Source organism: Mycobacterium sp. UM_Kg27, assembly GCF_000972905.1.
In the GTDB taxonomy this organism is placed as follows: Bacteria; Actinomycetota; Actinomycetes; order Mycobacteriales; family Mycobacteriaceae; genus Mycobacterium.
The window spans coordinates 1-13440 of the sequence record NZ_JRMM01000121.1 but is presented as its reverse complement, the minus strand read 5'-3'; the positions used below and the strand labels follow the sequence as shown (position 1 = coordinate 13440).

Below are 13440 nucleotides of genomic sequence, written 5' to 3'. Positions count from 1 at the left end.
CGTGGGCTCGGAGATGTGTATAAGAGACAGGTCCATCGGCGACGTGATCGCCGCCGTCGAACCCCGGTTGTGGAGTATGGCGACGGTGCTGCCGATCCTGCAGGACACCACGATCGTGGCTGTCGGTCCGAGCGTGACCAACGTCAGCTTGACCGGGTCGGTACCGGTGGGCATCGTCGGCGGGGCCGGAAACTGGGTCAAGCTGCCCTAGCGAAAGCACCCGGGACGTTAAGCTTGGCGAGGTTGGTAGACCACGGGGGAGCAACAGGTGGACGCCAGCTGGAATCGACATTAACGAGGCCTTGCGCACAGGCAATTCTTGGTTAAGATTAAGCAAACCTGCGCGGGACTCGTCGGAGGGAGATTTGTCAATGGAACACCTCGCTCGCCGCTGCGCCACAGTGACCGCTGCAGCTCTGGGTGTCGGCAGCCTGGTCGCAGTGCTGACGTCGATGACCCCGGCCCTGCCTGAGGTACAGATCCGCGACATCGACCTGGCCGCCGCGAACGTCGATGTGACTCCCGGCCTCGACATCATTGAGAATCACGTCCGCCCCGACTTCGTCGGCAGCGGTGGCGCCGACGCCCAGTACATCAACGTGGGCTCGGTGCTCTTCGGCGACGGCGACGACGCATACGGAGTCGGCTCAACCTTCCACGCAGGCGAGCTGGACGAGAACGTGTTCAACGAGCTGACCGGCGGCAGCTTCGACCCGCAGAACCTGCCGCTGGGGCTGCCTTCTTTCACACCTGACCTGGCTGGTTTGGAGCTCCCGGGCGTCGGCTCGTTCAGCGGCGGAGCCGGGCAGGCAGCCAACATCGCCGCGGCCGACGCGGCCGCCGGCTTCAGCCTCATCATGCAGGCGATCCCGGATGCGCAGCAGGCGATGAACGCCGCCATCATCGCGATGCAGGCGGAGTTCAACAGTGCACTGGTCGCCGCGCAACAGGACGCCGCCGATCGGCTGGCCGCCGAAAACCCCGAGTTCGGCGACCTGGTGAACTGGATCTTCAGCATCAACAACACGGTGCTGGCGCAGAACCAGGCCGCGTTCAACAACATGATGGGCATCGGCTTCAACCCTTACGACAGCCTGCTCGGCCACTTCGACCCGGCCATCCTCAACGCCGACTGGACAACCCTGCTCGGGTTCAGTCCGGACCAGTTCGACGAGATCGTCAACGCGATTCAGGGCGACAACCTTGCGTTGCTGTTGGGCGGCATCGACTGGGATGGGTTCTTCGACAGTCTGTTCTGATCCGGTTGAGGGCCGCCGATCCATTCGCCGGTGCGGCGGTAGGGTTTTGGCGTGTCGGATCCGATTCCACGATTGCTGTTCGTCCATGCCCACCCCGATGACGAGACTCTGACGACTGGGGCGACGATCGCCCACTACGCCGCCCGCGGCGCCGACGTGCGTGTGGTGACCTGCACGCTGGGGGAGGAGGGCGAGGTCATCGGGGACCGTTGGGCGCATCTGACGGTGGACGGCGCCGACCAACTGGGCGGGTATCGGATCGGTGAGCTGACCGCGGCGCTGCGGGCGCTGGGAGTCGGCCCCCCGGCGTTTCTCGGCGGCGCGGGACGCTGGCGTGACTCGGGGATGACCGGCACCCCGGCGCGCCGGCAGCAGCGGTTCATCGACGCCGACGACGCCGACACCGTTGCGGCGCTGGCGGCCATCGTCCGGACGCTGCGCCCGCACGTGGTCGTCAGCTACGACCCGAACGGCGGGTACGGCCATCCCGACCACGTACACGCCCATCACGTCACCACAGCGGCGCTGGCCGCAGCGGCAGAGGATGGCTCCGAGCCGGGGTGGTCCACGCCGAAGTTCTACTGGACGGTGACCGCCGGCAGCGCCCGGCGAGCCGCCCTTGCAGAGCTTGGGGACGCCGATCGGCTCTCGCATTGGACGGCGGCCGACGCGCCGGATGAGCATGCGGTCGGGGACTTCCCCGACGACCGGATCGATGCGGTGATCGAGGCCGCGGAGACCCGCGCGGCGAAGGTCGCTGCCATGAGGGCTCACGCCACCCAGATCACCGTCGGGCCGACCGGCCGCGCGTTCGCATTGTCGAACAACGTGGTCCAGCCGATTTCGGACGCCGAGCATTACGTCCTGGTCGCCGGTGATCCCGGACCGCGCGACGGCCGGGGATGGGAAACCGATCTGCTGGCCGGACTTCGCCTCGATGACGACGGCCACAGGGTAGGCTCCTGCTGAGCAGTTTCTGTAGAGGCAATGACTTAGGTGGTTTAGGCATGGATCCCGATCTGGACCCGAACTTGGAGCACTGGCAGTGGTGGCTCGACAGCTATCAGTGGATGGTCGGTTCGTTGGTCAGCCAGCTGGAGAGCATCCCCACTTGAGTTCCGTCGCGTCGCTCACCGAGCCCGCGATGCCCACCGATACGCCGGCATTCAATTTCGTCGTGCTGGCGCTGCTTGCCCTCGATGGCGCGCTCTGCGCCGTGGCCACCGCGCTGCTGCTACCCGCCCACATAGGTGCCATTCCCGTTCCGCTCAGTGCCCTGATCGGGGGCCTGGTCAACGCCGGTCTGGTGTGGGTGGCACAGCGCTGCACCATGTCGCTGCGGTTGGCGGTGCTGCCGCTGTGGACCTGGTTGTTGGCTATCGCATTGATGACCCTTGGTGGTCCGGGGGACGACCTGATCTTCGCTGACCGTGGCGTGATGGCCTATGGCGTGCTGCTGATGATCGTGCTGGGCAGCGCGCCGCCCGCGTGGGTGCTGTGGCGGCGTCGCCAGGCGCTGGCCGTCGGAGACATTTCAGACGGCCAGGCCTGACAGGACGAGGTCCTACGCCGGCGTGCTGGCCTAAATGAGCATGTCCAGCAGCGCCGCACCGGCGGCCTGGAACGCGTCGCCGAGGTCGCCCACGTCTCCCACTTCCAGTGCGTCGACGCTCAGTGCCGTGTCGGGCAGGCTGAAGTCCGCGAGTCCCGGCAGTTGCGACAGCTCGACGGGCAACCCAGGGTCGGTGGCCTCGGAAAGGTACGGGTAGTAGGGGTAGTAGATCGTGCCCACAAGGAACGGCCAAATGAGCTGCTCGACTAGGTTGATCGGAGTCCATATCAGTGATGCCGCCAGCGAACCGACGATCGGAACCCAGCTCAGTGGTGACAGCAGCACGGACACCACGCTGTTGAAGGCGTATATCACCTCTGCAAAGAAATACCCGAGCCCGAAGAAGCCGGCCGCCGCGTCGCCGGCGACCTCCGACAGCTCGGTTGATCCGAGGGATCCCAGCAGGTCTGGCACCAGAGATTCCAGCAGATCGGCGGGCACTACCTCTGCGGTCAAGACCACCGGGTGGAGTTGGACTTCGGCGCGCGGCAGGACCGGGGTGACTGCCGGGCTGGCCGCGAGGCATGTTGCCGCGACCAGGGGTGCAAACCAAGGTAATGCTGAGGTCTTCATGATAACTCCTTCGCAGTTTGGCCTAGTAAATAACGGTTCTCAATCAGTGTCAAGAAGTCCGCTTTATCGGATCATTCGACAGGTAATCGGGCGTGGCTCCCATGTAGCGGCTGAATGGGCGGGCTATTTCGGGCCCGTTGTGAGCTGCGGGGCCGTGATGGCCGTGTTTACCGGCTGTGAAAACCTCAGGTATTGGGCACGGTGGCGTGCGGCGTCCGCGGCGCTGGGCTGTTTACGGATCTTGGCTCCACCCGCGTAAGCGCACCTTGGCTGGCGACCTGGATGCCGCTTGCGGGTCTGAAAGGTATTGGCGAACCGGAGGCCGCTTGCGGGGTCTGGAAAGGTATGGGGGTGTGGGGAATGAACAGCGGACGGTTCCGAGTTGTGGTGATGTGACACTTACCCCGGAGCTGCCTGATTCATCGCGCGAAGTGGTCGCGCCGCCAGCAGGTCGGAGTGCCCTGCGCCGGGTGCTGCGGCGGGCCCGCGACGGCGTGCTCCTCAATGTCGAGGAAACCGCGATCGCCATGAGCGCGCGGGGCAGCGACCTGGCCGACCTGTGTGCGAGCGCTGCCCGGGTACGAGACGCCGGTCTGGTGTCGGGAGGTCGGCGCGGACCGGGCGGACGGCTGCCGGTCAGCTACTCGCGCAAGGTGTTCATCCCGGTCACCCACCTGTGCCGCGACACTTGCCACTACTGCACCTTCGTCACCGTGCCCGGCGTGCTGCGAGCGCAGGGCAAGCAGATGTTCCTGGGTCCCGACGAGATCCTCGATATCGCCCGCCGCGGTGCCGAGATGGGTTGCAAGGAGGCGCTGTTCACGCTGGGCGACCGGCCCGAGGACCGCTGGTCCGAGGCACGACAGTGGCTCGACGAGCGCGGTTATGACAGCACCCTGGCCTACGTACGGGCGATGGCCATCCGGGTGCTGGAAGAGACCGGCCTGCTGCCGCACCTGAACCCAGGGGTGATGAGCTGGTCGGAGATGTCGCGGCTCAAGCCGGTGGCGCCGTCGATGGGCATGATGCTTGAGACCACGTCCCGGCGACTATTTGAGACCAAAGGCCTGGCGCACTACGGCAGTCCGGACAAAGATCCCGTGGTTCGCCTGCGCACGCTGGCCGACGCGGGCCGACTCTCGATCCCGTTCACCACCGGCCTGCTGGTCGGCATCGGCGAGACGCTCGCCGAGCGTGCCGACACCTTGCACGCGATCCGCAAGGTGCACAAAGAGTTCGGGCACATCCAGGAAGTCATCGTGCAGAACTTCCGGGCCAAGGAGCACACCGCGATGGCGGCGGTGCCCGACACCGGTTTCGAGGACTTCTTGGCCACGGTGGCGGTCACCCGGCTGGTACTGGGCCCCAAGATGCGGGTGCAGGCACCGCCCAACCTGGTCTCTGCCGAGGAATGCCTGGCGCTGATCGGCGCCGGGGTCGACGACTGGGGCGGGGTTTCCCCGCTGACGCCTGACCACGTCAACCCGGAACGCCCCTGGCCGGCGCTGGACGACCTGGCCGCGATCACGCAGCAAGCCGGCTACGACCTGGTGCAGCGGCTCACCGCTCAGCCCGACTACGTGCTGGCCGGTGCGGCGTGGATCGACCCGCGGGTGCGCCCGCACGTTGCGGCGCTGGCCGACCCGGACAGCGGCTGGGCCCGGGACGTCAATCCGGTCGGGCTGGCCTGGCAGGAGCCCGACGAGGTGCAGTCGGCCGGGCGGATCGATCTGCACACCGCGATCGACGTCGACGGCCGGGCCACCGACACCCGCAGTGATCTGGGCAGCGCATTCGGGGACTGGGAGTCCATCTGTGAGCAGATCAATGACCTGGCAGCCCGTGCCCCAGAGCGCGTCGACACCGATGTACTGGCCGCGCTGCGCTCGGCCGAACGCGACCCGGCCGGCTGCACCGACGCCGAGTATCTGGCATTGGCCACCGCGGATGGTCCGGCTATGGATGCTGTTGCCGCACTGGCTGATTCACTGCGGCGCGACGCCGTCGGCGATGACGTGACGTATGTGGTCAACCGCAACATCAACTTCACCAACATCTGCTACGTCGGCTGCCGGTTCTGTGCCTTCGCCCAGCGCAAGGGGGACGCGGACGCGTTTTCGCTGTCGAACGCCGAGGTCGGCGAACGTGCCTACGAGGCGCATCTGGCCGGCGCCACCGAGGTCTGCATGCAGGGCGGTATCGACCCGGAGCTACCGGTCACCGGTTATGCCGATCTGGTCCGCGCGGTCAAGGCTCGGGTGCCGTCGATGCACGTGCACGCGTTCTCGCCGATGGAGATCACCAATGGGGTGTCCAAGAGCGGCTTGAGCATTCGGGAGTGGCTGATCAGCCTGCGCGAGGCGGGCCTGGGCAGCATTCCGGGCACCGCCGCCGAAATCCTCGACGACGAGATCCGCTGGGTGCTCACCAAAGGCAAGCTGCCGACCTCGATGTGGGTGGAGGTGGTCAGCACCGCGCATGAGGTGGGCCTGCGATCCAGCTCGACCATGATGTACGGCCACATCGACTCCCCGCGGCACTGGGTCGGACACCTGCGGGTGCTGCGCGACATCCAGGACCGCACCGGTGGTTTCACCGAATTTGTGCCGTTGCCATTCGTGCATCAGAGTTCGCCGCTGTACCTGGCCGGCGGCGCGCGGCCCGGCCCGAGCCATCGCGATAACCGCGCGGTACATGCGTTGGCGCGGATCATGTTGCACGGCCGCATCCCCAACATCCAGACCAGCTGGGTCAAGTTGGGGGTGGAGCGCACCCAGGTGATGCTCAACGGCGGCGCCAACGACCTGGGCGGCACGCTGATGGAGGAGACCATCTCGCGGATGGCCGGCTCCGAGCACGGATCGGCCAAGACGATTGCGGAGTTGACGTCGATCGCCGAGGGCATTGGGCGCCCGGCCCGCCAGCGCAGCACCGACTACGCACCGCTGCCGGCCTGACTGCCTCCTCCGTGAGATTGCGCTCCTCCGTGACATTGCGGCCAGGGTCGTGCAGTCCGTCCGAATCGCAGCCGTCAGTGCAATCTCGGCCGGGGCTGCCTATAGGCGGGCCGCCAGCTCGGTGCCCTGCTTGATGGCCCGCTTGGCATCCAGTTCGGCGGCCAGCGCCGCGCCACCGATGATGTGCGGTGTCATGCCGCGCGACCGCAATCCGTCCTCAAGGTCGCGCACCGACTCCTGACCGGCGCAGATCACCACGTTGTCCACCGCCAACACCTGCGGGCGTGACTTGTTCGGGCCGTAGCTGATGTGCAACCCGTCATCATCGATGCGGTCGTAGTTCACCCCGGAGAGCTGCTGGACGTTCTTGGCCTTCACCGATGCCCGATGCACCCAACCGCTGGTCTTGCCCAACTTGCGGCCTTGAGCTCCTGCGGTGCGGGCCAACAGATAGACCTGGCGGGCCGGCGGTGCGGGGTCCGGCGGCAGCAGCGCACCCCTGGCCTCCCACGGTTCGGCGGCACCCCACTCGGCCTTCCACTCCTTGAGGTGCAGCGTCGGCGAGGAGTCGGGTGAATCCAGGACCAGGAATTCACTGACGTCGAACCCGATCCCGCCGGCCCCCACCACCGCCACCGAGGAGCCCACCGGCCGGCCCGCGATCGCCTCGGCATACGACATCACCATCGGATGCTCGATGCCCGGGATCTGGGGGATCCGCGGTTTGACCCCAGTGGCCAGCACCACTTCGTCGAAGCCGGTCAACTCGCCGACCCCAGCCCGGCTGCCCACGCGTAGCGTCACCGCGTACTTGTCCAGCATGGTGGCGTAGTAGCGGATCGTTTCGGCGAACTCTTCCTTTCCGGGAATTCTTCTGGCCAAGTCGAATTGGCCGCCGATGAAGCCATTCGCCTCGAACAGGGTCACCTCGTGGCCGCGTTCGGCGGCCGACACCGCCGCGGACAACCCGGCCGGCCCGGCGCCCACCACCGCGATGCGCCGGCGCCGCCGCGTCGGGCCGAGCACCAGCGTGGTCTCATGACCGGCTCGGGGGTTGACCAGGCAGGAGACCTTCTTGTGCACGAAGGCGTGGTCCAGGCAGGCCTGATTGCATGCGATGCAGGTATTGATCTCATCGGCACGGCCGTCGGCGGCTTTGCGCACCCAGTCCGGGTCGGCCAGCATCGGGCGGGCCATCGAGATCAGGCGCACCGATGTCTCGGCGAGGATCTGCTCGGCGGCCTGCGGCATGTTGATCCGATTGGAGGCCACCACCGGGATCGTGACGTGATCGGCGACGGCGCTGCTGATGTTGACGAAGGCGCTATTGGGAACCGAAGTCACGATGGTCGGCACCCGAGCTTCGTGCCAGCCGAAGCCGGAGTTGATCAGGGTGGCGCCGGCTTCCTCGACTTCGGTTGCCAGCGAGAGGATTTCCTCCCAGCTCTGGCCATCCTCCACATAGTCGGCCATCGACAACCGATAGCAGATGATGAAGTCGTCGCCGACGGCCGCGCGCGTTTGAGCCACGACCTGCACCGGGAAGCGGCGGCGGTTGGCGGCAGAACCGCCGTAGCCGTCGGATCGTCTGTTCGTGCGCGCCGCCAGGAACTGGTTCAGCAGGTAGCCTTCGCTGCCCATGATCTCCACGCCGTCATAACCCGCTTCGCGAGCCAGCTCGGCGGCTCGGGCGAAGTCGGCGATCGTCGACTCGACCCCGCGGGTAGACAACGCCCTCGGCCGGAACGGGTTGATCGGTGCCTTGATGCTCGACGCGCTGACTGAAAACGGATGGTAGGCATAGCGTCCCGCGTGCAGAAGCTGCAGCGCGATCTTGCCGCCGGCATCGTGCACGGCGTCGGTGATGCGCCGATGGCGTCGCGCGTCGGCGCGAGTGGTCATTGCCGAGGCGAACGGCAGCAGCCATCCCGACCGGTTCGGGGCGTATCCGCCGGTGATCATCAGCCCTACGCCGCCGCGGGCACGCGTCGCGAAGTACTCGGCCAGTTTGGCGGTGTCGCCGGCGCGGTCTTCCAGGCCGGTGTGCATCGAACCCATGACCACCCGGTTCGGCAGGGTTGTGAAACCCAGGTCCAGCGGGGACATCAAGAGCGGGTATGGATTGCTGGATTCTGTTGTCACAGTCAGCCCTTCAACTCAGTGCCTGTTCAACCTCGTCGAGCCAGTCGATTGCGCTCTCCTCCGCGCGAATGCCGCCGCGCAACACCAGGTATTGATGGAGCGCGGCGCCCGTCAGCGAGCGCGGATCCGGGAACTGCTTCTTCTCAAGGGCGCGGTAGATGTCCAAGCGCTCGCCACGTTCGGCGCGCAGATCCACAGCCTGCCCGCGCACCGTGGCGCGTTCGGTGTCGCCGGCGCCGCGAATCTTGACCGCCAGTTCGCGCAGACGGTTGTCCACCACCGAGCTTCCGCGCCCGGCCAGGGGGGCCGCGATCCAGCGGGCCAGTTCCGCACGGCCGGCCTCGGTCACGGTGTAGACCTTTTTGTCCGGGCGGCCCTGCTGGGCCACCTCGGTGACCTGTACCCAGCCGTCGGCCTCCATGGCTCGCAGCGTCCGGTAGATCTGCTGGTGGGTGGCGCTCCAGAAATAGCCGATCGAGCGGTCGAAACGGTGCGCGAGCTCATAGCCCGAACCCGACTGCTCGCTCAGGGACACCAGGATCGCGTGCGGAAGTGCCACGTGGGGAGCATAGGCAGCCATGACCATCCTATGCAACTTGTTGCACAGCAACTGAGTGCATAGGCCCGGTGATCGCAAGCGCGGCGGAGCCGGCTGCTGCGCGTCGCCGCGGTAGCTGACTGGGCCGTGGTGGTCGCGTCGCCGCACCGGGCTCTACTATCAGGACCGATGAATCCGCCCTGCGTCGCCGCAGCCTCGTGAGTCCCGTGCGCGGCGGCAGATCGGCCGCACTGCCGACATTTCCGTGGGACACCCTGGCCGAGGCGACGGCGCTGGCCAAGGCGCACCCCGGCGGCATCGTGGACCTGTCTGTCGGCACCCCGGTCGACCCGGTCGCCCCGATCATCCGCGAGGCACTGGCTGCGGCATCCTCGGCGCCCGGGTATCCCACCACCGCCGGCACTGCGGCGCTGCGCTCCTCGGCGGTCGCCGCGCTGCAACGGCGCTATGGGATCACCGGCCTGTCCGAGTCGGCGGTGCTACCCGTCATCGGCACCAAAGAACTCATCGCCTGGCTGCCGAGCCTGCTCGGCCTCGGCGACCAGCACGCGGTCGTGGTCCCCGAACTGGCCTACCCGACCTACGAAGTGGGCGCCCGGCTGGCCGGGGCCCCATGGGTGCGCAGTGATACCCCGCAACTGCTCGACGGTCCGCCGCCGGCCCTGGTGTACCTGAATTCGCCGAGCAACCCGACCGGGGCGATCGCGACCGCCGACGAGCTGCGCGCTGTCGTGGCCTGGGCGCGCGAGCACGACGTCCTGGTGGTCTCCGATGAGTGCTACCTGGGGCTGGGCTGGGACTCCGAGCCGCGGTCGGTGCTGCATCCGGAGGTGTGCGACGGCGATCACCGCGGCCTGCTGGCGGTGCATTCGCTGTCGAAGACCTCCTCGCTGGCGGGCTACCGCGCCGGGTTCGTCGCCGGTGACGCCGCGGTGGTGGCCGAACTGCTCGCGGTACGCAAACACGCCGGGATGATGGTGCCCACCCCGATTCAGGCGGCCATGGTCGCCGCCCTCGACGACGACGCCCACGAGCAGCAGCAGCGTGATCGCTACGCCCGCCGCCGGGCGACGCTGCTTCCGGCGATGCAGGCGGCCGGTTTCACCATCGAGTTGTCGCAAGGCGGGCTCTACTTGTGGGCCACCCGCGGCGAGCCCTGTCGCAACACCGTCGACTGGCTGGCCCAGCGCGGCGTCCTGGTGGCGCCCGGCGAGTTCTACGGACCGGCCGGCGCGCAGTACGTGCGGGTGGCGCTCACCGGCACCGACGAGCGGATCGCCGCGGCGGCGGCCCGGCTGGGTTAGCCGGCCGGCGCCCCGCATTCGCCGGTGAGAATCCGCTCGATCGCGTCGTGCTCCGCCTGCGTCACCCACAGGCCGTAGCCGGACTTCACCGCGACGATCCGGGAGACGTAGGCGCAGCGGTAGGACTTGTTGGGCGGCAGCCAGGTGGCGGCGTCGCCGTCGCCCTTCTGCTCGTTGATCGGCCCGCTGGTGGCCTGCAGGTTCAGCGGATCGTTGGCGAAGTTGCGGCGGGTGAGCTCATCCCAGCCCTGGGCGCCCTTCTGCCAGGCATCCGACAACGCCACGACATGGTCGATCTGCACCGCCTGGGAAGTACCCCGACCGCGCTGGAAAGCGATCGCGGTGCCGGTGTAGGGATCGTTCAAGACACCGGATGTCACCACGCAGTCGGTGGTGCCCGGCTTGATCTCGATGTCGACCAGGTCGCGGCGCAGGATGTCGTTGCGGGTGTCGCAGCCGTTGTGTCCCCCGGGCACCGTGACGTCGTCGCTCCACGCTTGGCCGAACAGGCCGCGCGAGTAGCCGGTCTTGGGCGCGCGGCCCTTGATCGGCAGCGCGTCGAGCATGGCCAGCTCGGCCGATCCGTCGGCCGCACCGACCGGAACCGGGTCCGCGCTGGCGGGCGGTGCCGCGATCAGCAGGGCCGCCGTGAGCGCGGCAAGGCAGGCCGGCCACCTGCGTCGCTGGTCGACCATGGCACCTCCACTCCCGGCGGTTCAGCGAGGCTGGGACCGCCGCATCAACCCCGTGAACAGTCGGGGACGCTACCAAACTGCCCCGACACGATCGATGCGTGCTCGCCGCCGCGCACCATAGGCTGAGCGGATGCGCATCCATCCCGAGGTCGCGGAGGCGCTGGACGCCGGTCGGGCCGTGGTGGCGCTGGAGAGCACGATCATCAGCCATGGTCTGCCGCGTCCGGACAACCTGCGCATTGCACGCGCCATCGAGCACGCCGTGCGCTCGGCGGGCGCGGTACCGGCCACCATCGCGATCATCGACGGCCAGCCGCACATCGGCCTCGACGACGACGCGCTGCACCGCATCGCCAGCGGGACCACCACGATCAAGGTCAGTGTCCGCGAGATCGCGATGCTGGCCGCGGTGGCCGGCGACGGCGCGACGACGGTCGCCGCGACCGCGCACCTGGCGGCGGCGGCCGGCATCACGGTGTTCGCCACCGGTGGGTTGGGCGGTGTGCATCGCGGCGCGCGGGACAGCTACGACGAGTCCGCGGATCTGACCACGCTGTCGCGCACCCCGGTGCTGGTGGTGTGTTCGGGAGTGAAATCGATCCTGGACATCGGTGCCACGTTGGAGCGGCTGGAGACGCTGTCGGTCGGGGTGATCGGCTACCGCACCGACCGCTTTCCGGCCTTTTACCTCGCCGACTCCGGCCATCCGCTCGGCTGGTGGGTCCAGACGCCCAAACAGGCTGCCGCGGTGCTGCGGGCCCGTGACCGGCTGGGCACCGACGGCGGGCTGGTAGTGGCCAACCCGATTCCCGCCGACGCCGAGCTGGACCGCGAACTGCACGACAGGGTGCTGGCCGAAGGATTGGCCGCCGCCCGGGCCGCGGACATCCAAGGCAAGGACGTCACACCGTTCCTGCTGGACTACTTCCACCGCGAGACGCACGGCGCGTCGGTGGCCGCCAATGTCGCACTGGTGCTGGCCAATGCGCGGGTGGCCGCCGAGATCGCCGTGGCCTATGCGGGTCACTAGGACCCGTTGTCAGGTCAGCGGCCGATCACCCTGGCGATGCACATATCCGGTTCGACGAACGGTTCCAACTCTGCGCTGCCGCCGGGGGCGTTCTCGGCGTTGAGCAGGCCACGCAGCAGGCCCCGGTGCATGGCGCAGCTGACCTCGGGGTGTTCCCGCGCCAAGTCGCGGACCGGGCACGCGTGCAGCAGGATCGTGCGCGGGCTGTCGTCTGCACCGTCTTCGGTCGCCGCGGTCAGTTCCGCACCGAACCCCATCCGCGCGAAAATCCCCGCGATCCGGTCCGCGCACTCGTCGATGCTGGGGTCGGGCGTCGATCCGTTCCGCGTGACGGGTCCCTCGGCGGCGGAGTCGTCGGATGCCAGGATCCGGTCGGCCCAACGCTGGCCCGCCCGTTCGGCACGCTCCTGGCGTTCGGCGGCGGTCTCGCCGAGCTCCATGGCCAAGATCTCGGCCAGGCTGCGGTAGTCCAGCCGGTCACGCACCGCCACATAGCCGGTGCGGGGTCGCCCGACGCCGTCACGTTTGATCCGGGTCCGGGCGACTGTCCCGTCCTCACACAAGGCATCGAGGTGGAAGCGCACCGTGGTGACGTGCAGGTGCATCCGCTCGGCGAGCTCGGCGGCGTCGACTGCACCACTGGCAGCGCCCACCAACCGCAGCACCCGATCGCGTTGCTGGTTGCGCGGCAACCGCTGACCGCGAGCTGCGGCCTGCCGCTGGACGGACTGGTCGTACATGGGAGTGCCTCTCCATGAGGAGTTGCCCTTAAATTTAAGGGAACTGATTCGTTGATACCACTTGTGGCGGTCGGCCGCCGTTCGGCAGCTCGGCTGGGCTCGCGCCGCGGACCGGGTAACGTCCCCCAGATGCTGCTGACCTCGCTGGTTGCTGACGGCTCGAACGCCTCGGACATCGCTGATGCGGTGCGTATCGGCGACACCCTCCTGAGCCGTGCCGAGTTGAGTGCCGCTTCCGCGGCAGTGTTGAAAGACCTTGCCGGGGCGCCGACGGTCGCGGTGCTGGCGACCCCCACGGCGCAGACCGTGCTGGCGGTCACCGGCTGTCTGCTCGCGGGGGTTCCGGTGGTTCCGGTCCCCGCTGACGTCGGCGTCGCCGAACGCCAGCACATTCTGCGTGACTCGGGAGCGCAAGCCTGGCTGGGGGAGCGCCCCGATGACCTCGCCGGCCTGCCGCACTTCCCGGCGCGCGCCGGATCGTCTCCTTCGTCGAGCCTCGCTGAACCGCCGGGTCCGAGCGGCGGTCCCAGCTTCGCCTCTCCTTCGTCGAGCCTCGCTGAACCGCCGGG

At 68.0% G+C, this 13440-nt stretch carries 12 protein-coding genes and 1 pseudogene; 8 read left to right on the top strand and 5 right to left on the bottom strand.

Annotated elements, in window-relative coordinates; translation table 11 throughout:
- From LI94_RS22480 to LI94_RS16805, 4 genes are all read left to right on the top strand, one after another.
- A partial coding sequence (locus tag LI94_RS22480; RefSeq protein WP_152664854.1) for a hypothetical protein occupies positions 1 to 211 on the top strand: 211 nt, incomplete at its 5' end.
- A gap of 190 nt (positions 212 to 401) precedes the next feature.
- The gene (locus LI94_RS16815; protein WP_024441180.1) at positions 402 to 1259 is read left to right on the top strand and encodes a hypothetical protein; all 858 of its coding nucleotides are present in this window, start codon (positions 402 to 404) and stop codon (positions 1257 to 1259) included.
- 51 nt (positions 1260 to 1310) lie between these two features.
- Complete coding sequence (gene mshB / locus LI94_RS16810) at positions 1311 to 2228, top strand: N-acetyl-1-D-myo-inositol-2-amino-2-deoxy-alpha-D-glucopyranoside deacetylase (RefSeq protein ID WP_082105795.1); 918 nt, start codon at positions 1311 to 1313, stop codon at positions 2226 to 2228.
- A 175-nt stretch (positions 2229 to 2403) separates the two neighbouring features.
- Entirely contained in the window at positions 2404 to 2811 is a 408-nt protein-coding gene (locus LI94_RS16805; RefSeq protein ID WP_192830990.1) for a hypothetical protein, read from the top strand.
- A 30-nt stretch (positions 2812 to 2841) separates the two neighbouring features.
- Here LI94_RS16805 and LI94_RS16800 read toward each other — a convergent pair whose 3' ends face one another.
- Positions 2842 to 3444 carry a hypothetical protein gene (locus LI94_RS16800; protein ID WP_152664853.1) on the bottom strand — a complete coding sequence of 201 codons (603 nt, stop codon included), beginning with the start codon at positions 3442 to 3444 and terminating at the stop codon, positions 2842 to 2844.
- Positions 3445 to 3854: 410 nt separating this feature from the next.
- Here LI94_RS16800 and LI94_RS16795 point away from each other — a divergent pair, with 410 nt between their 5' ends.
- The gene (locus LI94_RS16795; RefSeq protein ID WP_082105796.1) at positions 3855 to 6401 is read left to right on the top strand and encodes a bifunctional FO biosynthesis protein CofGH; all 2547 of its coding nucleotides are present in this window, start codon (positions 3855 to 3857) and stop codon (positions 6399 to 6401) included.
- A gap of 99 nt (positions 6402 to 6500) precedes the next feature.
- Here LI94_RS16795 and LI94_RS16790 read toward each other — a convergent pair whose 3' ends face one another.
- Together LI94_RS16790 and LI94_RS16785 are read right to left on the bottom strand one after the other, a co-directional pair.
- Positions 6501 to 8507 carry an NADPH-dependent 2,4-dienoyl-CoA reductase gene (locus LI94_RS16790; RefSeq protein WP_046301889.1) on the bottom strand — a complete coding sequence of 669 codons (2007 nt, stop codon included), beginning with the start codon at positions 8505 to 8507 and terminating at the stop codon, positions 6501 to 6503.
- Between the two features lie 46 nt (positions 8508 to 8553).
- Positions 8554 to 9102 carry a PadR family transcriptional regulator gene (locus tag LI94_RS16785; protein ID WP_046301895.1) on the bottom strand — a complete coding sequence of 183 codons (549 nt, stop codon included), beginning with the start codon at positions 9100 to 9102 and terminating at the stop codon, positions 8554 to 8556.
- Positions 9103 to 9308: 206 nt separating this feature from the next.
- Here LI94_RS16785 and dapC point away from each other — a divergent pair, with 206 nt between their 5' ends.
- Positions 9309 to 10406 (top strand): succinyldiaminopimelate transaminase, encoded by a 1098-nt coding sequence (gene dapC / locus LI94_RS16780; RefSeq protein WP_046301894.1) that lies wholly within the window; start codon positions 9309 to 9311, stop codon positions 10404 to 10406.
- 2 nt (positions 10407 to 10408) lie between these two features.
- Here dapC and LI94_RS16775 read toward each other — a convergent pair.
- A pseudogene (locus LI94_RS16775) lies at positions 10409 to 11101 on the bottom strand (HNH endonuclease family protein); the annotation flags it as partial.
- Positions 11102 to 11231: 130 nt separating this feature from the next.
- Between LI94_RS16775 and LI94_RS16770 the strand changes: the two are divergent.
- Positions 11232 to 12131 carry a pseudouridine-5'-phosphate glycosidase gene (locus tag LI94_RS16770; protein ID WP_024441189.1) on the top strand — a complete coding sequence of 300 codons (900 nt, stop codon included), beginning with the start codon at positions 11232 to 11234 and terminating at the stop codon, positions 12129 to 12131.
- Between the two features lie 14 nt (positions 12132 to 12145).
- Here LI94_RS16770 and LI94_RS16765 read toward each other — a convergent pair whose 3' ends face one another.
- Positions 12146 to 12871, bottom strand: coding sequence for a transcriptional regulator (locus tag LI94_RS16765; RefSeq protein ID WP_024441190.1), 726 nt, complete (start codon positions 12869 to 12871; stop codon positions 12146 to 12148).
- Between the two features lie 129 nt (positions 12872 to 13000).
- Here LI94_RS16765 and LI94_RS16760 point away from each other — a divergent pair.
- A partial coding sequence (locus LI94_RS16760) for an AMP-binding protein (protein WP_152664852.1) occupies positions 13001 to 13440 on the top strand: 440 nt, incomplete at its 3' end.

What these genes read in the sequence shown, in the direction of transcription:
- LI94_RS16805 (WP_192830990.1), top strand. Translation starts at nt 2,404, where the DNA reads ATGCCCACCGATACGCCGGCATTCAATTTCGTCGTGCTGGCGCTGCTT.
- LI94_RS16800 (WP_152664853.1), bottom strand. Translation starts at nt 3,444, where the DNA reads ATGAAGACCTCAGCATTACCTTGGTTTGCACCCCTGGTCGCGGCAACA.
- LI94_RS16790 (WP_046301889.1), bottom strand. Translation starts at nt 8,507, where the DNA reads ATGTCCCCGCTGGACCTGGGTTTCACAACCCTGCCGAACCGGGTGGTC.
- LI94_RS16770 (WP_024441189.1), top strand. Translation starts at nt 11,232, where the DNA reads ATGCGCATCCATCCCGAGGTCGCGGAGGCGCTGGACGCCGGTCGGGCC.
- LI94_RS16765 (WP_024441190.1), bottom strand. Translation starts at nt 12,871, where the DNA reads ATGTACGACCAGTCCGTCCAGCGGCAGGCCGCAGCTCGCGGTCAGCGG.